Source organism: Streptomyces sp. YJ-C3, assembly GCF_053891275.1.
In genome coordinates, this window is record NZ_CM132685.1 from 3,095,726 (window position 1) to 3,115,861 (window position 20,136).

Below are 20,136 nucleotides of genomic sequence, written 5' to 3' on the forward strand. Positions count from 1 at the left end.
CAACTACCCTTGGCGCGGCCTGCGGACGCGCCGCGGTCCCGTACGAACTCAGGAGTCGGTTTGCTGCACGGCACGGACACCCTCGCGTCCCGCCCGTCCCCGGAGCGGGGCGACGGTTACGAGGAGCTGCGCTCCGCGGAGCAGCTGCGCGAGATGCTCGGGGAGCCGCACCCCATCGTGATCGACAAGGTCCACGACCGACTCGACGACCGGGACCGGGAGTTGCTCGCCCGCTCGCCGTTCTGCCTGCTCTCCACGTCGGACGCGCACGGCAACTGCGACACGTCGCCGCGCGGGGACGGCCCCGGGTTCGCGCACGTCGTCGACCCCGGCACGATCGCCCTGCCGGACCGGCCCGGCAACCGGCGCGCCGACAGCTTCCACAACGTCCTCCAGAACCCGCACGCGGGCCTGCTGTTCCTGATACCCGGCGCCACCGACGTCCTGCGGATCAACGGCCGGGCCCGGATCCTCACCGACGCCCCGTTCTTCGACGACATGACCGTCAAGGAGCAGCGGCCGACCCTCGCCCTGCTCCTGGAGATCGACGAGATCTATCTCCACTGCCCTCAGTCGCTGCGGCGCTCGGGCCTGTGGAATCCGCAGTCGTGGGAGAGCGGCGGCCGTACCGCCCGGCGCTGACGGGGACTCAGTTGCCGCTCATCAGGCGGTACATGCCCACGGAGTCGTGCGTCGAGGTCTCGGCGAAGCCGAACTTCTCGTAGAGGAACTTCGCCGGCCCGTCCGCGATCAGCGAGACGTACGCGGTCGCGGGCGCCCGGCGCTCCAGCTCCTCGGTCAGCGCGGCCATGATCCGCTTCCCGAGGCCCTGGCCCTGGTGGGCAGGGTGCACGCAGATGTCGACGATCTGGAACGCCGTGCCGCCGTCCCCGATGATCCGCCCCATCCCGATCGGCTCCCCCTCGTGCCGCAGCAGCACGCCGTACCAGGTGTGGGGCAGGGCGAGCGCGACGGCCTCGGGTGCTTTGTCGGAGAGCCCCGCGTCCGTGCGCAGGCGCCGGAAGACGTCGACCGACGGGACCCCGGCCTCGACCGTGTAAGGGTCAGTAATTGCACTCATGCCTTACATCATACGGGCGTCCGTGTGCGCGCTGTCTAGGGTTGGCGCATGCAGACGATCACGGGGGTTCCCGAGGGCTGGCCGACGGACGAGGCGACGGCGCGGGCGGTGCAGGACGCGCTGCGCGACCGCGTGGTGCTGGACGAGGCCGGGCCGGCGCCGGGGGCGGGCACGGTCACCGGGATCGACGTCGCCTACGACGACGAACGCGATCTCGTCGCGGCGGCCGCGGTCGTGCTGGACGCGGCGACACTCGACGTCGTCGAGGAGGCGACGGCCGTCGGGCAGGTCGCCTTCCCCTATGTGCCGGGCCTGTTGGCGTTCCGTGAGATCCCGGCGGTCCTCGGCGCCCTGGCGGCGCTGCGCACGGACCCGGGGCTCGTCGTGTGCGACGGCCACGGACGGGCCCACCCGCGCCGCTTCGGCCTCGCAAGCCACCTCGGCGTGCTCACCGGGCTGCCCACCATGGGCGTGGCCAAGAATCCCTTCACCTTCACGCACGGCGAGGTGGGGCGCGCGCGGGGGAGCGCCGCCGCCCTCATGGACGGCGGCGAGGAGCTCGGCCGCGCCCTGCGCACCCGTGACGGCGTGAAGCCGCTCTACGTCTCGGTGGGCCACCGCGTCTCCCTGGCCAACGCGTGCGCGCACGCGCTGGCCCTGACTCCCGCCTACCGGCTGCCGGAGACGACCCGCAGGGCCGACCGGCTGTGCCGTGACGCCCTGCTCGGCCTCGGCGCCGGCGAACAGGCGCTCACCTCTCGGCGGCGACCCGGAAGGTGAGCCCGGCCGCCCGCAGCCGCCCGATCAGCGCGTCGCCCATCGCCACCGCGGTCGTCACCTGCCCCGAGGTGGCGGGGAGTTCGTCCTGCGCGAGGCACATCGCGGCCTCTGCCAGCATCTTCGCCGTCTCCTCGTAGCCGGGGTCCCCGCCGGACACCTCCGTGAAGACCTGCCGCCCGCCGCCCTCGCCCACGAACCGCACCGAGAACCAGCTCTTGGCCCGGCGTGCCTCGTCGGGGCCGTCCCCGGGCAGCAGCCGACCGCTCAACCAGCGCCGCGCGGGCGGCAGTTGAGCCGCGGCGAACAGCGCTCCCGCGGCGGCGACCCCGCCCACCGCGACCGGCAGCGACTTCACGGCCGCGTAGTGCCGGTAGCGGAAGTCCGGGCCGTAGCGCTCCAGGGCCCGCGCCGAGCGCTGCACCACCTGCGGGTCGATCGTCGGGAGCGGCACGGCCCAGGCCCCGACCTCCTTGGCGTACCGCGGCGTTCCCGTCGGCGCGTACGCGGTGCGCCCCACCAGCCGGGGCTGGTGGCGCCGCCGGTCCTGCTGCGCGGCGAGCATCTGCCGGGCCCGCGCGAACTGGTTCAGCGCGGACGCGAACGTACCGCCCGAGAACGTGGCGTTCGACCGTACGAAACCGTCGACCCGCAGCGGCACCGCCTCCGGCAACTGCTGCACCGTGAAGTACGCGCCCAGGTCGTGCGGCACCGAGTCGAAGCCGCACGCGTGCACCAGCCGGGCGCCCGTCTCTCGCGCGCGGGCGTCGTGCCGCACATACATGAGATCCACGAACTCGGGCTCACCTGTGAGGTCCACATAGTCGGTGCCCGCGTCGGCGCACGCCGCGACCAAGCCCTCTCCGTACTCCAGGTACGGGCCCACCGTCGTGGCCACCACGCGCGAGCGGGCGGCCAGGTCGCGCAGCGACGCCGCGTCGGCGACGTCCGCGCGCTCCAGCGGCAGCACCGCGCACGCCGGGTCGATGCCGGTGAGCCGCTCGCGCAGCCGCTCCAGCTTGGCCGTGTCGCGCCCGGCGATCGCCCAGCGCAGCCCCTCGGGAGCGTGCGCCGCGAGGTACTCGGCGGTGAGCACCCCCACGAAGCCCGTGGCCCCGAACAACACCACGTCGTACGTCCTGTCCGTGTTCCCGGGGTTCCCAGGCCTGTTCATGACACCCCTCACCGTGCTCCCGCGCCGCTGTCGGTGGCTGAGGCTAGCGTGCGGGCCCGCGGCGCTCCTTAGGGGGCCGGAAATTGGCTAAGCGCTTGCTCGTCGGGGGGTTGTGCTGACCAGGACGTGTTCATAGCATCTCTGGTGTTACATCAGTTGTGTCACAGACTGGGGGCGTGGCGGGATGGCAGTGGCAGGCACGGAATCCGGCGGTGGCCCGCTCGCCGGGGTGCGCGTGGTCGAGCTCGCCGGGATCGGCCCGGGGCCGTTCGCCGCGATGCTCCTCGCCGACCTCGGCGCCGATGTCGTACGGGTCGACCGGCCCGGCGGAGCGGGCCTCGCGATCAACCCCGAGTACGACATCACCAACCGCAACAAGCGGTCCGTGATCATCGACCTGAAGGCCGAGGACGGCGCGGAGCAGGTGCTCCGGCTCGTCGAGCGCGCCGACGTGCTGGTCGAGGGCTACCGGCCGGGGGTCGCCGAGCGCCTCGGCGTGGGGCCCGCGCCCTGCCACGCCCGCAACCCGAAGCTGATCTACGGCCGGATGACCGGCTGGGGCCAGGAGGGCCCGCTCGCCCAGCGCGCCGGACACGACATCGCGTACATCGCTCTCACCGGCACCCTCGGCATGATCGGCAAGCCGGACGAGCCGCCGACCGTCCCCGCCAACCTCGTGGGGGACTACGCGGGCGGCTCCCTCTACCTCGTCGTCGGCATCCTCGCCGCGCTCCACCACGCCCGCGCCACCGGCGCCGGACAGGTCGTCGACGCGGCGATCGTCGACGGCACCTCGCACCTGGCCGCGATGATCCACGGCATGCTCGCGGCCGGCGGCTGGCAGGACCGGCGCGGCGCCAACCTGCTGGACGGCGGCTGCCCGTTCTACGGCACGTACGAGACCGCCGACGGCCTGTACATGGCGGTCGGCGCCCTGGAGCAGCAGTTCTACGACGAGTTCATCGACCTGATGGGCCTGGCGGGCGTCGCGCCCGCGCGCAAGGACCTGACCCGCTGGGACGAGCTGCGCGAAGCCGTCGCCGCCCGCTTCACGCAGCGCACCCGAGACGAATGGACGGCCGTCTTCGAGGGCTCCGACGCCTGCGTGGCCCCCGTCCTCTCGCTGCGCGAGGCCCCCGGCCATCCGCACCTCGCCGCCCGCGGCACCTTCGTCGACCACGGCGGCATCACCCAGCCCGCGCCCGCGCCCCGCTTCTCGGCCACCCCCACCGCCGTCCGCACGGGCCCCGCCCAGCCGGGCGCGGACACCGCGGAGGTGGCCCGCGACTGGGACGTACCAGGTCTGTTCGACCCCACGAAGAAAGGCAGTTGATCGCCAGCATGGAACGACGCCTGTTCAGCGCCGAGCACGAGGCGTTCCGCGAGACCGTCCGCACCTTCCTCGCCAAGGAGGTGACCCCGCACTACGAGCGGTGGGAGAAGGACGGCATCGTCGCGCGCGAGGCCTGGCTCGCCGCCGGACGCCAGGGGCTCCTCGGCCTCGCCGTGCCCGAGGAGTACGGCGGCGGCGGCACCGCCGACTTCCGCTACAGCGCCGTCCTCGCCGAGGAGTTCACGCGCGCGGGCGCCGCCGGACTCGCCGTCGGACTGCACAACGACATCATCGGCCCGTACCTGACCTCCCTCGGCACCGAGGAGCAGAAGCGGCGCTGGCTGCCCGGGTTCTGCGACGGCTCGACGATCACCGCCATCGCGATGACCGAACCCGGCGCCGGTTCCGACCTGCAGGGCATCCGCACCACCGCCGAGGACCACGGCGACCACTGGCTGCTCAACGGCTCCAAGACGTTCATCTCCAACGGCATCCTCGCCGACCTCGTCATCGTCGTCGCCAAGACCACGCAGGAAGGCGGCGCGCACGGACTGTCCCTGCTCGTCGTCGAGCGCGGCACGGAGGGCTTCGAGCGCGGCCGCAACCTCGACAAGATCGGCCAGAAGGCACAGGACACGGCCGAGTTGTTCTTCAACGACGTGCGCGTCCCGAAGGAGAATCTGCTCGGCGAGCTCAACGGCGCGTTCATCCACCTGATGACGAACCTCGCGCAGGAGCGCATGGGCATCGCCGTCGCCGCCATCGCCGCCGCCGAGCACCTGCTGGAGATCACCACGAGCTACGTCAAGGAGCGCGAGGCCTTCGGGCGGCCGCTCGCCAAGCTCCAGCACATCCGGTTCGAGATCGCCGAGATGGCCACCGAGTGCGCCGTCACCCGGACCTTCCTCGACCGCTGCATCGAGGACCACGCGGACGGCACCCTCGACGCCGTGCATGCCTCCATGGCCAAGTGGTGGGCCACCGAACTCCAGAAGCGCGTCGCCGACCGCTGCCTCCAACTGCACGGCGGATACGGGTACATGACCGAGTACCGCGTCGCGAAGGCCTTCACCGACGGACGCATCCAGACCATCTACGGCGGCACGACCGAGATCATGAAGGAGATCATCGGCCGTTCGCTGCTGTCCTGAACCACAGCTGAACCACCGCACCGCAACCCTCAGCTCCGCGAAAGGCAACCCAGTGACCACAGACGCGTACGTCTACGACGCGATCCGCACCCCGCGCGGCCGGGGCAAGGCCAACGGCTCGCTGCACGGCACCAAGCCGATCGACCTCGTCGTCGGCCTCATCCACGAGATCCGGGACCGCTTCCCGGACCTGGACCCCGCCGCGATCGACGACATCGTGCTCGGCGTCGTGGGCCCGGTCGGCGACCAGGGCTCCGACATCGCCCGGATCGCCGCGATCGCGGCGGGCCTGCCGGACACCGTCGCGGGTGTCCAGGAGAACCGCTTCTGTGCCTCCGGCCTCGAAGCCGTCAACCTGGCCGCCATGAAGGTCCGCTCGGGCTGGGAGGACCTCGTCCTCGCCGGCGGCGTCGAGTCGATGTCGCGGGTGCCGATGGCGTCCGACGGCGGCGCCTGGTTCGCCGACCCGATGACCAACTTCGAGACCGGCTTCGTGCCGCAGGGCATCGGCGCCGACCTCATCGCGACCATCGAGGGCTTCTCGCGGCGCGACGTCGACGAGTACGCGGCGCTCTCCCAGGAGCGCGCGGCCGCCGCCGTGAAGGACGGCCGCTTCACCCGCTCCGTCGTCCCGGTCAAGGACCGCAGCGGCCTGACCGTCCTCGACCACGACGAGTTCCTGCGCCCCGGCACCACCGCGGACTCGCTGGCCAAGCTGAAGCCGTCCTTCAAGGACATCGGCGACCTGGGCGGATTCGACGCGGTCGCGCTGCAGAAGTACCACTGGGTCGAGCAGATCGACCACGTTCACCACGCGGGCAACTCGTCGGGCATCGTCGACGGCGCCTCGCTCGTCGCCATCGGCAACAAGGAGGTCGGCGAGCGCCACGGTCTGACCCCGCGCGCCCGCATCGTCTCCGCGGCCGTCTCCGGCTCCGAGCCGACCATCATGCTGACCGGCCCGGCGCCCGCCACGCGCAAGGCCCTCGCCAAGGCGGGCCTGACCATCGACGACATCGACCTCGTCGAGATCAACGAGGCGTTCGCGGCGGTGGTGCTCCGCTTCGTGAAGGACATGGGTCTGTCGCTGGACAAGGTCAACGTGAACGGCGGTGCGATCGCCCTGGGACACCCGCTCGGCGCGACCGGCGCGATGATCCTGGGCACGCTCGTCGATGAGCTGGAGCGGCGGGACCTGCGGTACGGGCTGGCCACGTTGTGCGTCGGCGGGGGGATGGGCATCGCCACGATCGTGGAACGGGTGTAGCGCCGTAGGGGTGCGATTCCGTTGCCGGGCGCGGGTTGTCGCGGGCTGAGCGCGCGGTTCCCCCGCACCCCTGAAATGCAGGCGCTGCGCGCCGCATTTCCCCGATGAGACGACGCACGAAGTGCGCATCTCAGGGGCGCGGGGAACCGCGCGACCAGACCCCACCGGACCCGCACCCGGCCACGAAACACCGCCGCCCTTCCCAGAAGCCGCCCGCCAACCTCCCCGCACCTGACTTCACGGAGACCGACATGACCGCAAGCACGACCATCCGCTGGGAACAGGACGACACCGGCATCGTCACGCTCGTCCTGGACGACCCGAACCAGTCCGCGAACACCATGAACCAGGCGTTCAAGGACTCCATCGCCGCGATCGCCGACCGCGCCGAGGCCGAGCGCGACTCGATCCGGGGCATCATCTACACCTCCGCCAAGAAGACCTTCTTCGCGGGCGGCGACCTGAAGGACATGATGAAGGCCGGGCCCGAGGACGCCCAGGCCGTCTTCGAGACCGGCACCGGCATCAAGAACTCGATGCGCCGCATCGAGACGCTCGGCAAGCCGGTCGTGGCCGCCATCAACGGCGCGGCCCTGGGCGGCGGTTACGAGATCGCCCTCGCCAGCCACCACCGCGTCGCGCTCGACGCCCCCGGCTCCAAGATCGGCCTGCCCGAGGTCACGCTCGGCCTGCTCCCGGCCGGCGGCGGCGTCACCCGCACCGTCCGCCTCATGGGCATCGCCGACGCCCTCCTCAAGGTCCTCCTCCAGGGCACCCAGTACGCCCCGAAGCGCGCCCTGGAGAACGGCCTGATCCACGAAGTGGCCGCCACCCGCGAGGAGATGATCGAGAAGGCCCGCGCCTTCATCGACGCGAACCCCGAGTCGCAGCAGCCCTGGGACAAGCCCGGATACCGCATCCCCGGCGGCACCCCGGCCAACCCGAAGTTCGCCGCGAACCTCCCGGCCTTCCCGGCCAACCTCAAGAAGCAGCTGAACGGCGCCCCCTACCCGGCCCCGCGCAACATCCTCGCGGCCGCCGTCGAGGGCTCCCAGGTCGACTTCGCGACGGCCCTGACCATCGAGGCCCGCTACTTCACCGAGCTGGTCACCGGCCAGACCGCGAAGAACATGATCCAGGCGTTCTTCTTCGACCTCCAGGCCGTCAACTCGGGCGCCAACCGCCCCAAGGGCATCGAGCCCCGCAAGGTCCGCAAGGTCGCCGTGCTCGGCGCCGGCATGATGGGCGCCGGCATCGCCTACTCGTGCGCCCGCGCGGGCATCGACGTCGTCCTCAAGGACGTGTCCGCCGAGGCCGCGGTCAAGGGCAAGGGCTACTCCGAGAAGCTGTGCGCCAAGGCCGTCTCGCGGGGCCGCACCACCCAGGAGAAGGCGGACGCGCTGCTCGCCCGCATCACGCCCACCGCCGACCCGCAGGCCCTGGCCGGCTGCGACGCCGTCATCGAGGCCGTCTTCGAGGACCCCTCGCTGAAGCACAAGGTGTTCCAGGAGATCCAGCACGTCGTCGCCCCCGACGCGCTGCTGTGCTCCAACACGTCCACGCTGCCGATCAGCGTCCTCGCCGAAGGCGTCGAGCGGCAGGCCGACTTCATCGGTCTGCACTTCTTCTCGCCCGTCGACAAGATGCCGCTCGTCGAGATCATCAAGGGCGAGCGCACCGGTGACGAGGCCCTGGCCCGCGCCTTCGACCTCGTACGGCAGATCAACAAGACGCCGATCGTCGTCAACGACTCGCGCGGCTTCTTCACCTCGCGCGTCATCGGCCACTTCATCAACGAGGGCGTCGCCATGGTCGGCGAGGGCATCGAGCCCGCGTCGGTGGAGCAGGCGGCGGGCCAGGCCGGCTACCCGGCGAAGGTGCTCTCCCTGATGGACGAGCTGACCCTCACCCTGCCCCGCAAGATCCGCAACGAGACGAAGGCCGCGATCGTCGAGGCGGGCGGCACCTGGGCCCCGCACCCGGCCGAGGGCGTCATCGACCGCATGGTCGACGAGTTCGGGCGCACCGGCCGCAGCGGCGGCGCGGGCTTCTACGAGTACGGCGAGGACGGCAAGCGCGCCGGGCTCTGGCCCGGCCTGCGCGAGCACTTCACCAAGCCCGGCAGCGAGATCCCGTTCAAGGACATGCAGGAGCGCATGCTCTTCTCGGAAGCGCTCGACACGGTGCGGCTCGTGGAGGAGGGCGTCCTGACGTCCGTCGCCGACGCCAACATCGGCTCCGTCTTCGGCATCGGCTTCCCCGGCTGGACCGGCGGCGTCCTCCAGTACATCAACGGCTACGAGGGCGGCCTCACCGGATTCGTCGCCCGGGCACAGGAGCTGGCCGAGCGCTACGGCGACCGGTTCCTGCCGCCCGCGCTGCTGGTGGAGAAGGCCGAGAAGGGCGAGACCTTCACCGACTGACGCCGGACACGGCGGGAGGCGTTCCCACCCGAGGCGGTCAGCCCTCGGCGCGGAACGCCTCCCGCAGCTCCTCCTTCAACGACCGCTGGAACGCCGTCACCAGCGCCTGCACCACCATCGGCTGCATATGGGCCGAGAGCGACTTCATCGCCGCGAGATGCTCCGGATCCGACTCGCGCTCCCGGTAGGGCCCCCACACCTCGTCGCGGAACAGCCGCGACAACTCGTGCGCCGCCTGGCGGGTGTGCTCCATCAGGACGGTGCGCGCGGCCAGGATCGTCTCGTGCGCGATCGGTACGTCGAGCAGCTGCACGCCGAGCCGCAGCAGACCGACATCCACGCGGTACGTGTCCGCGTCCTCCGTGTAGGCGACGACGCCCATGGCCGACAGCCGGTCCACATCCGTGCCGGACAGGGCGCGGCCCGCCCGGCGCTCCAGCTCGCCGCGCGTCATGTCCTCCGCGGCGTCCGGCGCCCAGGTCGCCACCAGCGCCCGGTGGATGGCCAGATCGTGCGCGCTCAGGTCGGGCGGCAGCTGCTCCAGGTACCGCTCGATCGCGGCGAGGGTCATGCCCTGGTGCTGCAGCTCCTCGATCAGCGCGAGCCGCGACAGATGGTCCTGCCCGTAGTGCCCGACCCGGCGCGGACCGATCACCGGCGGCGGCAGCAGCCCGCGCGTGCTGTAGAAGCGGATCGTGCGGACCGTGACGCCCGCGCGCGCGGCCAGCTCGTCGACGGTCAGCGTGGGGGCCGACGCCGCCTCGGCGTCCTCGATGTCCGTCGTCATGTCCGCCTCGCGGGTCGCTCTCGTACACGTACGTGCAGCTGTCAATCAGGTTCAACAGTATTGCTGACACACCGATGTTGTGAAAGTGTCCCGCCCGGCCCAACTCGGCGCCTTATACGCCTGACCGGGCGTCCTGTACAGAGCGATCCCGTCATGTGAGAAGAACCGCTATGTGATCTCCGCCACCGCGTGCCCGGTGATCTCTGGGGGAAGGTGCACAGTCGGTCCGCGCACTGTCAGGGGTGTCGCGGACCGGAGCACATCCGGACCCCGGTGACCTGCGCGTCTCCGGGCACCACAGAGTGGACACCCCCACGTGAGCAAGGACGCCGTCACCACGGCCCTGGACGCATCCCCCACGGATGCCGCCCAGACGCCCGCCGACGCGGGCGACGCCGGTTACAGCAAGGACCTCAAGAGCCGCCACGTCAACATGATCGCGATCGGCGGCGCGATCGGTACCGGACTCTTCCTCGGGGCCGGTGGCCGCCTCCACTCGGCGGGCCCCGCCCTCGTCTTCGCGTACCTCGTCTGCGGAGTCTTCGCGTACCTGGTCGTACGCGCCCTGGGTGAGATGGTCGTGTACCGGCCCTCGTCCGGCTCGTTCGTGTCGTACGCGCGCGAGTTCCTCGGCGAGAAGGGCGCCTATGTCGCCGGTTGGATGTACTTCCTGAACTGGTCGATGACCGGCATCGCCGACATCACGGCGATCGCGCTCTACACCCAGTACTGGAGCGCCTTCACCAGCATTCCGCAGTGGGTGCTGGCGCTGATAGCCCTCGCGGTCGTGCTCGGCGTGAACCTCATCTCCGTGAAGTACTTCGGCGAGATGGAGTTCTGGTTCGCGATCATCAAGGTGGCGACGCTCGTCGCCTTCCTGTTCGTGGGCATCTTCCTGGTCGCCACGCAGCACCCGGTCGACGGCCACACACCGGGCCTGCACATGATCACGGACAACGGCGGCTGGATGCCCAGCGGCACCATGTCGGTCATCCTCGTGATGCAGGGCGTCGTCTTCGCGTACGCGGCCCTGGAGCTGGTGGGCGTCGCGGCCGGCGAGACGGCCGAGCCGCACAAGATCGTCCCGCGCGCCGTGAACTCGATCATGTGGCGCGTCGGCCTCTTCTACTGCGGCTCGGTGCTGCTGCTCGCCCTGCTGCTGCCGTCGTCCGTGTACAAGGACGGCGAGAGCCCGTTCGTCACCCTGTTCTCGAAGCTGGGCGTCGGCGGCATCGGCGACATCGTGAACCTGGTCGTGCTGACCGCCGCCATGTCGTCGCTCAACTCCGGGCTGTACTCCACCGGCCGCATCCTGCGTTCCATGGCGATGTCCGGCTCCGCGCCGAAGTTCACCGCCCGGATGAACCGCAGCCAGGTGCCCTACGGCGGCATCCTGCTGACCGCCGGTGTCGGCGTCCTCGGTGTCGGCCTGAACTACCTGCTGCCGCACGACGCGTTCGAGATCGTCATCGAGATCTCCTCGATCGGCATCATCGGCACCTGGGTCATGATCATGGTCGCGCACCTGGCGTTCGTCCGCCGGGCCAAGCAGGGCCTGGTCGAGCGGCCGAAGTTCCGCCTGCCCTGGTCCCCGGTCACCGAGATCGTCACGATCGTCTTCCTGCTGCTGGTCCTCGGCCTCATGTGGAACGACGCGGAGACCGGCCGCAAGACGCTCTGCCTGATCCCGCTCGTCGCGGTGCTCCTGGTCGCCGGCTGGTTCCGCGCCCGCCGCGGCATCGAACAGCGGGCGGCGCAGCAGAACGCGGGCGCGACCAAGGGCGACTAGCCCACCCGCCGTTGTCGGTGCCGGCCCCTACGGTGGCGTCATGTCGGAGATCACGTATGTCCGGGGTGACGCCACCGTGCCGTTGGGCAAGGGCAGGTGGAGCCGCTGATCGCCGAGCGGATCGTGGCCCGGGGGATACCGGTCGCGGTGTACGGGCACGACGGCTGAGCGGGCGCGTTGCGGCGGTGGGCCGTGCGGGTAGGACTCAGGCATGGCCCTGGTTCCGTGGGACGTTCACTTCAAGACGGGTCAACTGGCCGTTTTCGCGGCCGCGTTGGCGACGGCGCTCGTCACCTCCGTGAGGCTGCGGCCCGGCCCGGAGGCCCCGGCGCCACCGGCGCCGCCCGTGCGGCTGCGGGCCCAGGTCGTCCCGACCCACAGCACCCCGGCCGACGCCGAGCACACCGCCGCGGTCACCGACCTGTGCACCTGCGTCGCCGAACTCGCCTCGGACCTGGCCAAACGCTACGGCGGCGAGCTCTAGACCGGGCCGCGCCGGGGGTGCGTACCGGCCGCGCGGGCGGCGCATACTGGGTCGACAGGCACCATCGGCCCCGCGCGCCCCACAGGAAGCGGCATGAAACAGCACGACCCGGACCCGGCACCGCCCCCGCCCGGCGGGATCCTCTGGGACACCGCGGGTGACGTCCGCTCGCTGCTCGCGCTGCCCGCCGCGTTCGTCCTCCAGGTCGCGCACCCGGCCGTCGGCGCCGGGGTCGACGACCACTCGGTGTTCCGGACCGATCCGTGGGGCCGGGGCCGGCGCTCGCTCACCTCGGTCCTGATGTGGGTCTACGGAGGCGAGGAGGCCGTCGAGGAGGGCCGCAGGCTGCGCCGCCTGCACCGCACGATCCAGGGCACGGACCCGCACGGCCGGAGCTACCACGCGCTGACCCCCGCGTACTACGCGTGGGTCCACGCCACCGGCTACCCCGTCGCCCGCTACGCGCGCCGCTACTTCGCCCGCCCCTTCACACCCGACGAGGACGAGCGGTTCTACGCGGAGTGGCTGATGGTCGGGCGGATCCTCGGCATCCACGACCGGGACATGCCGCAGACGACGGCGGAGTTCTGGCCGTACTACCGCACGGTGCTGGCCGAGGAGATCGGGCAAAACGCGGTGGTCGACGAGCTGATCGCGCGGGACCGGGCGATTCCGGCCCCGCCGGGCCGAGGCGTCCTGAGGGTGCTGTGGCCCCTCCTGCGCCCCGTCCTCACGCGCGTGCTCCGGTTCCTGTCGATCGGGCTGCTCCCGCCCGAGGCGCGCGAGGCCCTTCACCTCCGGTGGACGGCCGGGCAGGAGCGCCGCCTGCGTCTGCTCGGCGCCGTCGTCCGGTCCGTCGTGCCGCGCCTGCCGGAGCGGTGCCGGTTTCTTCCCTTTGCCCAGCGGGCGCGGGCGGCTGCTCGTCTGCCGTGAGCGGTCGCGTCGCCGACTGCGGGCCGGTGGTCCGTCCTCGCGCAGTTCCCCGCGCCCCTGGAGATGCGCACTTCGTGCGCGATCTCCATCGATGAAGGCGAGCGGCGAAGCCGCAGCCTTCAGGGGCGTGGGGAACTGCGCGACCGGCCACGACGCAACGTGCACCCACCGCACGACGGCCGACGGCAGACGGGTCAGTGCTCCCCGTGCACCCCGTTCGTGGCAGCGATCTGCTTCCACGACTTGGGCTGGTGCGGCGCCGCCGCGGCGCGGGCGGCAGGAGCCGCCGGCTTCGACGGCTGGTAGAGCCACGTGTCGAACAAGGACGCCAACGGCTTGCCCGAGACCTTCTCCGCGTACGACACGAAGTCGGAGACGGACGCGTTGCCGTACGCGTGAGCCGTCGGCCAGCCCTTCAGGATCTTGAAGAACTTCTTCTCGCCGACCGCGTTGCGCAGCGCCTGGATCGCGACGGCGCCCCGGTCGTACACGGCCGCGTCGAACTGGTTCTCCGCACCCGGGTCACCCGGCTTGACGGTCCAGAACGCGTCGTCCGCCGGGTGCTGCGCGTACACGTAGTCCGCGAGCTCCTGGGCCGTGCCCTCGCCCTCCTTCTCCGACCACAGCCACTGGCTGTAGCGGGCGAAGCCCTCGTTGATCCAGATGTCCTTCCAGTTGTCGACGGAGACGCTGTCGCCGTACCACTGGTGCGCCAGCTCATGGACGACCACCGACACGTTCGAGCCGCTCGCGAACTGCTTCGGCGAGTAGAAGGGACGCGTCTGCGTCTCCAGCGCGAACGACGACGGCACGTTGGGGACGTACCCGCCGAGCGCCTCGAAGGGGTACTTCCCGAAGACCGACTCCAGCCATTCCGCGACCTCGGTCGTGCGCTCCACGCTCGCCTTGGCCGCGCCCTCGTTCGCGCCGAGGTCCTTGCTGTAGGCGTTGACGACCGGCAGGCCGTCCGCGGTCGTGTCGGTCGTGATGTCGAACCTGCCGACCGCCAGCGTCGCCAGGTACGTGGCCTGCGGGTGGCTGGAGCGCCAGTTGAAGCGGGTCCAGCCCAGCTTCGAACTCTGCGACTGCAGCGTGCCGTTGGAGATCGCCTGGGTGCCGTCCGGCACGGAGACCGACACGTCGTACGTCGCCTTGTCGCGCGGATGGTCGTTCGACGGGAACCACCAGGCCGCCGCCTCGGGCTCGTTGGCGGCGACGCCGCCGTCCGGGGTGCGCTGCCAGGACGTGAATCCCCACAGCTTCACCTCGGACGGCTTGCCCGCGTACTTCACGACGACCGTGAAGGGGGTGCCCTTGGGCAGCCCGGCCGCGGGCGTCACCTCCAGCTCCTGCACATCGGACTTGGTGAACGCGGCTTTCCTGCCGTTCACCCTGACCTCGCTCGCGGTGAGCCCGAGGTCGAGGTTGAACCGCGACAGGTCCTGCGTGGAGGAGGCGAGGATCGTCGCCGTGCCCTCCAGCAGGTCCGTCTTCGGCTGGTACTTCAGACGCAGGTCGTAGTGGGAGACGTCGTAGCCGCCGTTCCCGTACGTCGGGTAGTAGGGGTCGCCGATGCCCGAGGCCCCGGGCTCGAAGTCGGCGGCCGATGCCGGGATCGCCAGCAGGAGGGAGGCCGCCAGCGCGCCAGGGGCGATGAGTCTGCGGTACACGAAAACTCCAAGTCGTAGGGACAGGCCGAGGATTGATCTCGTCCGCGAGCCTATTCAGCACCTCGTGCCCCGGTCGTGTCCATGGCCGCAGCTGTCACACGATCGCCATTCGGCCGACATGTGCCTTCCTGCCCCAAGCGCCTGTCATCGGCGCGTTCGGCCCTCTGTCGCACAGGAGTTGACCCGTGTACCTTCCGCGCCATGCCGATACCTGCCCGACGCACCCACCGCCTCTGGAGAACGTTCGCAGCCGCGGCCACCGCCGCCCTGCTCGCCGTTCTCGTCGTACCCGGCGCCGCACAGGCGGCACCCGCCTCCCGCGCGTCGCAGCCCGTCTACTCCTACGAGAACGCGATCCGCGAGTCCGTCTGGGTCGACACCCGTGTCGACGGGGACGACGACGGAAAGACGGACCGGGTCGCCGTCGACATCGTCCGCCCGCGCGAACCCGCCGCGCAGGGCCGCAAGATACCCGTGATCATGGACGCCAGCCCGTACTACTCCTGCTGCGGGCGCGGCAACGAGAGCCAGCTCAAGACGTACGACGCGCACGGCAATGTCGTCCAGATGCCGCTCTACTACGACAACTACTTCGTGCCCCGCGGCTACGCCTTCGTCGCCGTCGACCTCGCCGGGACCAACCGCTCCGACGGCTGCGTCGACGTCGGCGGCCGCTCCGACATCCAGTCCGCCAAGGCCGTCGTCGACTGGCTGAACGGACGCGCCAAGGGCTACACCACCCGCGCCGGCACCGACCGCGCCCAGGCTTCCTGGACCAACGGCCGCACCGGCATGATCGGCAAGAGCTACGACGGCACCATCGCCAACGGCGTGGCCGCCACCGGGGTCGAGGGCCTGAAGACCATCGTCCCGATCGGCGGGATCTCCTCCTGGTACGACTACTACTTCCAGCAGGGCGCCCCGCTCTACGACTCCGGACCCGAGTGGCTCTCCGACTACGTCGAGAGCCCGGAGGCCCGCACCCGCTGCGCCGCCGTGCAGAAGCGACTTGTCGACGAAGCGCCCCGCAGCGGCGACTGGACCTCGCTGTGGCAGGAGCGCGACTACGTCAAGGACGCGCACAAGGTGAAGGCCAGCGTCTTCGTCGTGCACGGCATGCAGGACCTGAACGTCCGGGCCAAGCACTTCGGCCAGTGGTGGGACGCCCTCGCGAAGAACGGTGTCGAGCGCAAGATCTGGCTGGCGCAGACCGGACACGTCGACCCCTTCGACTTCCGCCGCGGCGCCTGGGTCGACACCCTGCACCGCTGGTTCGACCACGAACTCCTCGGCTACGACAACGGCATCGACCGTGAGCCGATGGCCGACATCGAGCGCACGCCGGACCACTGGACCACCGACCGGGCCTGGCCCCCGAGCACGACCGCGACCACCGCACTGCGTCCCGGCAAGGGCGCCGCCGCGGGCGTCGGCACCCTCGGCCTCACCCCGGGCCGCGGCACCGAGACGTTCACCGACGACCCGGCCCTGAGCGAGACCGACTGGGCCGCGCAGATCGACACGTCGACACCCGGCAAGACAGGGTTCATCAGCCGCCCGCTCGGCAAGGACCTGCGGCTGTCCGGCTCCTCCAAGGTCACCGTCACCGCGACCCCGACCACGGCGAGCGCGCACCTCAGCGCCGTCCTCGTCGACCTCGGCCCGGCCACGATCCGCGACTACGCGGGCGCCGGCGAAGGCATCACGACGCTCACCGAGCGCAGCTGCTGGGGCCCGAGCACCACCGGTGACAGCTCCTGCTTCAAGAACACCGCGACCGCCACCGCCGACGTCAACTCCACGATCTTCAGCCGTGGTTGGGCCGACCTCGGCACCTACGCGAACCCGGACAAGGGCCGCCCCCTCACCCCCGGCAAGCCCTACACCGTCACGCTCTCGCTCGCGTCGAGCGACCACGTCGTGCCGGGGGGCCACCGGCTCGCCCTGATCGTCGCCGGAACGGACAAGGACCTCATCGACCCTCCGTCGACCAGGCCGGCCCTCACGCTCGACCTGTCCCGCACCGTGGCCCGCGTCCCCGTCGTCGGCGGCGCGGCCGCCTTCGCCGCGGCCACCGCCGGATCCCACCACGCCACCCCCCACTCGACCGCGGCCGACGGCCTGACCACGTTCCGCCAGGACCGCCCCGTCCCGGGAGGCAGCAACCGATGAAACCCCGCACGCGGGCCCTCGGCCTCGCCACCGCCGCGGCGGCGCTCGCCGCGCCCCTGGTGGCGAGCGCCCCCGCCCAGGCCACCTCCACCGCTCCCCGCACCGGCTTCGAGCAGACGAACGGCGCCCGCTGGACCGGCCAGGCCGAGGAGCAGCGCCTCCTCGCCACCGTCGACAAGGCGTCCGACCGGGTCACCGTCTCCCGCATCGGCACGACGAAACAGGGTCGACCGCTGCAACTCGTCCGCATCGGCGAGCACCGCACCGCGAACACCGTGCTGCTCATCTGCAGCCAGCACGGCGACGAACCGTCCGGCCGCGAGGCCTGCCTCACCACGATCCGCGACCTCGCGTACGCCAAGGACCGGGCCACGCGAACCTTCCTGGCCCGCACGACCCTGCTGGTCGTGCCGACCGCCAACCCCGACGGCCGCGCCGCCGACACCCGCGGCAACTCCGACGGCGTCGACATCAACCGCGACCACATCGCCCTGCAAACGGCGGAGGCGCGCGCGATGGCGGCCGTCATCCGCGACCGAAGGCCCGACGTCATCTACGACCTCCACGAGTACGGGGCCACGCCCCAGTACTACGACAAGGCCCTCTTCGACCTGTGGCCGCGCAATCTCAACACCGACAGCGCGGTCCACGACGAGGCCGAGACCCTGTCCCTGGACTACGTCCGCCCGGCCGCGAACGCCGCCGGGCACTCCACGGGCACGTACGGCATCTGGACCGACCCGGTCACCGGCGACCCGATCAAGCAGACCGCGGGCGACGGGCAGGAGCGCATCCTGCGCAACGTCTCCGGCGTCAAGCACGCCGTCGGCCTGCTCATCGAGAGCCGCGTCGACCCCGGGACGCCCGCCGAGGAGGCCGACCCTGCGCTGAACAACCGACGCCGCCGCGACTCCCAACTCGCGGCGCTCCGAGGCCTGTTCCGCTTCACCGGGGAGCGGACCGGCCGGATCGAGGCGGCGACGGGCGCCGCCCGCGTCGCCGGCTTCCGCGACACCGGACCGGTCTACGTCGGCGGCGCCGACAACGACCCGGCCGAGCCCGCCGAGATCATCCAGGACCCGCCCTGCGGCTACCGGCTCACCGCCGCCCAGTACGGCGAGTTCAAGGACGAACTGGCGCTGCACGGCATCACCGTCCGGAAAACGGGCAAGGGAGCCTATGTGCCGCTCCGGCAGTCCGAACGGGCCCTGGTGGCACTGCTGCTCGACGCACGTGCGCCCTACCACTTGACGGAAGGGGCGCCCGACAGCAGCTGTTGATCGAGTGTCGGACGTGTGGGGCGCGTCGTATGTGGTAGGTCCTCAAGGGTGACAAACCCTCAGGAACCACCCAGCGACGCGCCCCTCGCCGAAGAGGGCGCGACAGGCGGCCGGAGCCCTTCCACCGACCGGATCGTGTTCGGCGTCACCGCCGTGCTCACCCTGGCCTTCGTGGTCTGGGGCTCCGTCGCCACCGACAACCTGGAGAGCGTCTCCACCAGTGCCCTCAACGGGCTGATGCACAACGGCGGTTGGGCCTTCATGCTGGCCGCCACCGGCTTCGTGGTCTTCGCGCTGTGGCTGGCCGTCAGCCGCTACGGGAAGATCACCCTCGGCAAGGAGGGCGAGGAACCGGAGTTCCGCACGGTCTCCTGGGTCGCCATGATGTTCAGCGCCGGCATGGGCATCGGCCTCATGTTCTACGGCGTGAGCGAACCCCTCGCGCACTTCTCGACGCCCCCGCCGGGCACCGACCCGGCCGATGCCGCCGACGCCATGGAGACGGCCATGGCGACGACCCTGTTCCACTGGACCCTGCACCCGTGGGCGATCTACGCGGTGGTCGGACTCGCCATCGCGTACAGCACGTTCCGGCGCCGCAGGCGGCAGACCATCTCCTCCGTCTTCGTCCCGCTCATCGGCGAGAAGCACGCGCACGGGGCGTGGGGCAGGGTCATCGACATCCTCGCGATCTTCGCCACGCTCTTCGGCTCCGCGGCCTCGCTCGGTCTGGGCGCGCTGCAGATCGGCTCCGGCTTCGAGGTCCTGAACTGGATGGACAAGGCGAGCACGGCGCTGCTCGTCTCGATCATCGCCGTCCTCACCGTCGCGTTCGTCGCCTCCGCCGTCTCCGGGGTGGAGAAGGGCATCCAGTGGCTGTCGAACATCAACATGGTCCTCGCGCTCATCCTGGCGGTCTTCGTCTTCGTCGCGGGCCCCACGATCATCGTCCTGGACCTCCTCCCCACGTCCATCGGCGCCTACCTCGGTGACCTGCCGCAGCTCATCGGCCGCACCGAGGCCTCCAGCGGCAAGGGCGTCGCCGACTGGCTCGGCAGCTGGACGGTCTTCTACTGGGCGTGGTGGATCTCCTGGACGCCCTTCGTCGGCATGTTCATCGCGCGCATCAGCCGCGGCCGCACGATCCGTCAGTTCGTCGGCGGCGTCATCCTCGTCCCGTCCACCGTGAGCCTCATCTGGTTCGCGATCTTCGGCGGTACGGCGATGAAGATGAAGGAGCACGGGCAGCTCGGCGGCGCCGACACTCCGGAGGCCCAACTCTTCGGTGTGCTGCACGAGTTCCCGATCGCCACGGCGTCGAGCCTGCTGGTCATGATCCTCGTCGGCATCTTCTTCGTGTCCGGCGCCGACGCGGCCTCGATCGTCATGGGCACCCTGTCGCAGAAGGGGGCGCTCGAACCCGGCCGGTTCGTCGTCATCTTCTGGGGCGTGGTCACCGGCGCGGTGGCGGCCGTCATGCTCCTCATCGGCAACGGCTCCGGCAACGCGCTCACCGGCCTGCAGAACCTCACGATCCTCGTGGCGGCGCCCTTCACCCTGGTGATGATCGGCATGTGCGTGGCCCTCATGCGCGATCTGCGCCGGGACCCGCTCATCGTCCGCGGCGACATGGGCAACGAGGTGGTGGAAGCGGCCGTGGTCGCCGGACACGAGCAGTACGGCGGCGAGTTCGAGATCCGCATCGGTCCGGGCGACGGGCCGGAGACGGAGGGCGATCCGATCGGCAAGCACTGAGTCCGCGCGGACGGGGGCACGGCAGGCGGCTGACCGTGCCCCCGTCGACGCCGGCTCGTC

At 71.0% G+C, this 20,136-nt stretch carries 16 protein-coding genes; 12 read left to right on the top strand and 4 right to left on the bottom strand.

Translation table 11 applies throughout. The annotated features are described in order from the left end of the window. The first annotated feature begins 60 nt into the window (after nucleotides 1-60). Nucleotides 61-642: an MSMEG_1061 family FMN-dependent PPOX-type flavoprotein gene (locus ACVHNB_RS13540; protein WP_428951038.1), complete on the top strand. Its 582-nt coding sequence runs from the start codon at nucleotides 61-63 to the stop codon at nucleotides 640-642. A gap of 7 nt (nucleotides 643-649) precedes the next feature. Here the strand turns inward: ACVHNB_RS13540 and ACVHNB_RS13545 are convergent, their stop codons facing one another. After that, the gene (locus ACVHNB_RS13545) at nucleotides 650-1,081 is read right to left on the bottom strand and encodes a GNAT family N-acetyltransferase (RefSeq protein WP_428951037.1); all 432 of its coding nucleotides are present in this window, start codon (nucleotides 1,079-1,081) and stop codon (nucleotides 650-652) included. Nucleotides 1,082-1,129: 48 nt separating this feature from the next. Between ACVHNB_RS13545 and ACVHNB_RS13550 the strand changes: the two genes are divergently transcribed. Next, nucleotides 1,130-1,861 (top strand): endonuclease V, encoded by a 732-nt coding sequence (locus ACVHNB_RS13550; RefSeq protein WP_456228179.1) that lies wholly within the window; start codon nucleotides 1,130-1,132, stop codon nucleotides 1,859-1,861. Here ACVHNB_RS13550 and ACVHNB_RS13555 read toward each other — a convergent pair. Beyond that, nucleotides 1,833-3,032 (bottom strand): saccharopine dehydrogenase family protein, encoded by a 1,200-nt coding sequence (locus ACVHNB_RS13555; RefSeq protein ID WP_428951035.1) that lies wholly within the window; start codon nucleotides 3,030-3,032, stop codon nucleotides 1,833-1,835. The two genes, ACVHNB_RS13550 and ACVHNB_RS13555, sit on opposite strands and share 29 nt — an antisense overlap. Nucleotides 3,033-3,216: 184 nt before the next feature. On the opposite strand from ACVHNB_RS13555, the gene ACVHNB_RS13560 reads away from it, so the two are divergent. From ACVHNB_RS13560 to ACVHNB_RS13575, 4 genes are all read left to right on the top strand, one after another. Beyond that, complete coding sequence (locus ACVHNB_RS13560; protein ID WP_456228180.1) at nucleotides 3,217-4,365, top strand: CaiB/BaiF CoA transferase family protein; 1,149 nt, start codon at nucleotides 3,217-3,219, stop codon at nucleotides 4,363-4,365. Between the two features lie 8 nt (nucleotides 4,366-4,373). Further along, on the top strand, nucleotides 4,374-5,516 hold the full coding sequence (locus ACVHNB_RS13565) for an acyl-CoA dehydrogenase family protein (protein WP_428951033.1): 1,143 nt from the start codon (nucleotides 4,374-4,376) through the stop codon (nucleotides 5,514-5,516). Nucleotides 5,517-5,568: 52 nt separating this feature from the next. Further along, nucleotides 5,569-6,783 carry an acetyl-CoA C-acetyltransferase gene (locus ACVHNB_RS13570; RefSeq protein ID WP_428951032.1) on the top strand — a complete coding sequence of 405 codons (1,215 nt, stop codon included), beginning with the start codon at nucleotides 5,569-5,571 and terminating at the stop codon, nucleotides 6,781-6,783. 251 nt (nucleotides 6,784-7,034) lie between these two features. Then, complete coding sequence (locus tag ACVHNB_RS13575) at nucleotides 7,035-9,206, top strand: 3-hydroxyacyl-CoA dehydrogenase NAD-binding domain-containing protein (protein WP_456228181.1); 2,172 nt, start codon at nucleotides 7,035-7,037, stop codon at nucleotides 9,204-9,206. A gap of 37 nt (nucleotides 9,207-9,243) precedes the next feature. Here the strand turns inward: ACVHNB_RS13575 and ACVHNB_RS13580 are convergent, their stop codons facing one another. Beyond that, nucleotides 9,244-9,993, bottom strand: coding sequence for a MerR family transcriptional regulator (locus ACVHNB_RS13580; protein ID WP_428951030.1), 750 nt, complete (start codon nucleotides 9,991-9,993; stop codon nucleotides 9,244-9,246). A gap of 316 nt (nucleotides 9,994-10,309) precedes the next feature. On the opposite strand from ACVHNB_RS13580, the gene ACVHNB_RS13585 reads away from it, so the two are divergent. From ACVHNB_RS13585 to ACVHNB_RS13595, 3 genes are all read left to right on the top strand, one after another. Beyond that, the gene (locus ACVHNB_RS13585) at nucleotides 10,310-11,782 is read left to right on the top strand and encodes an amino acid permease (RefSeq protein WP_456228182.1); all 1,473 of its coding nucleotides are present in this window, start codon (nucleotides 10,310-10,312) and stop codon (nucleotides 11,780-11,782) included. A 211-nt stretch (nucleotides 11,783-11,993) separates the two neighbouring features. After that, nucleotides 11,994-12,266 carry a hypothetical protein gene (locus tag ACVHNB_RS13590; RefSeq protein WP_428951028.1) on the top strand — a complete coding sequence of 91 codons (273 nt, stop codon included), beginning with the start codon at nucleotides 11,994-11,996 and terminating at the stop codon, nucleotides 12,264-12,266. 93 nt (nucleotides 12,267-12,359) lie between these two features. Continuing rightward, nucleotides 12,360-13,199: an oxygenase MpaB family protein gene (locus ACVHNB_RS13595; RefSeq protein ID WP_456228183.1), complete on the top strand. Its 840-nt coding sequence runs from the start codon at nucleotides 12,360-12,362 to the stop codon at nucleotides 13,197-13,199. A gap of 194 nt (nucleotides 13,200-13,393) precedes the next feature. Here the strand turns inward: ACVHNB_RS13595 and ACVHNB_RS13600 are convergent, their stop codons facing one another. Then, nucleotides 13,394-14,869, bottom strand: coding sequence for a M1 family metallopeptidase (locus ACVHNB_RS13600; protein ID WP_456228184.1), 1,476 nt, complete (start codon nucleotides 14,867-14,869; stop codon nucleotides 13,394-13,396). A 201-nt stretch (nucleotides 14,870-15,070) separates the two neighbouring features. Between ACVHNB_RS13600 and ACVHNB_RS13605 the strand changes: the two genes are divergently transcribed. The 3 genes from ACVHNB_RS13605 to ACVHNB_RS13615 all read left to right on the top strand — a co-directional run bounded on the left by ACVHNB_RS13605 (nucleotide 15,071) and on the right by ACVHNB_RS13615 (nucleotide 20,076). After that, nucleotides 15,071-17,041 carry a Xaa-Pro dipeptidyl-peptidase gene (locus ACVHNB_RS13605; RefSeq protein ID WP_428951025.1) on the top strand — a complete coding sequence of 657 codons (1,971 nt, stop codon included), beginning with the start codon at nucleotides 15,071-15,073 and terminating at the stop codon, nucleotides 17,039-17,041. Beyond that, nucleotides 17,038-18,321, top strand: a complete 1,284-nt coding sequence (locus ACVHNB_RS13610; RefSeq protein ID WP_456228185.1) for a M14 family metallopeptidase — start codon at nucleotides 17,038-17,040, stop codon at nucleotides 18,319-18,321. Before ACVHNB_RS13605 ends, ACVHNB_RS13610 begins: the two co-directional genes overlap by 4 nt. A 135-nt stretch (nucleotides 18,322-18,456) precedes the next feature. Next, nucleotides 18,457-20,076 (top strand): BCCT family transporter, encoded by a 1,620-nt coding sequence (locus ACVHNB_RS13615; RefSeq protein WP_428957471.1) that lies wholly within the window; start codon nucleotides 18,457-18,459, stop codon nucleotides 20,074-20,076. Nucleotides 20,077-20,136 lie beyond the last annotated feature (60 nt).

Coding starts and splice junctions, on each gene's coding strand:
- ACVHNB_RS13545 (WP_428951037.1), bottom strand. CDS start 1,081: ATGAGTGCAATTACTGACCCTTACACGGTCGAGGCCGGGGTCCCGTCG.
- ACVHNB_RS13550 (WP_456228179.1), top strand. CDS start 1,130: ATGCAGACGATCACGGGGGTTCCCGAGGGCTGGCCGACGGACGAGGCG.
- ACVHNB_RS13555 (WP_428951035.1), bottom strand. CDS start 3,032: ATGAACAGGCCTGGGAACCCCGGGAACACGGACAGGACGTACGACGTG.
- ACVHNB_RS13560 (WP_456228180.1), top strand. CDS start 3,217: ATGGCAGTGGCAGGCACGGAATCCGGCGGTGGCCCGCTCGCCGGGGTG.
- ACVHNB_RS13565 (WP_428951033.1), top strand. CDS start 4,374: ATGGAACGACGCCTGTTCAGCGCCGAGCACGAGGCGTTCCGCGAGACC.
- ACVHNB_RS13575 (WP_456228181.1), top strand. CDS start 7,035: ATGACCGCAAGCACGACCATCCGCTGGGAACAGGACGACACCGGCATC.
- ACVHNB_RS13580 (WP_428951030.1), bottom strand. CDS start 9,993: ATGACGACGGACATCGAGGACGCCGAGGCGGCGTCGGCCCCCACGCTG.
- ACVHNB_RS13590 (WP_428951028.1), top strand. CDS start 11,994: ATGGCCCTGGTTCCGTGGGACGTTCACTTCAAGACGGGTCAACTGGCC.
- ACVHNB_RS13595 (WP_456228183.1), top strand. CDS start 12,360: ATGAAACAGCACGACCCGGACCCGGCACCGCCCCCGCCCGGCGGGATC.
- ACVHNB_RS13605 (WP_428951025.1), top strand. CDS start 15,071: ATGCCGATACCTGCCCGACGCACCCACCGCCTCTGGAGAACGTTCGCA.
- ACVHNB_RS13610 (WP_456228185.1), top strand. CDS start 17,038: ATGAAACCCCGCACGCGGGCCCTCGGCCTCGCCACCGCCGCGGCGGCG.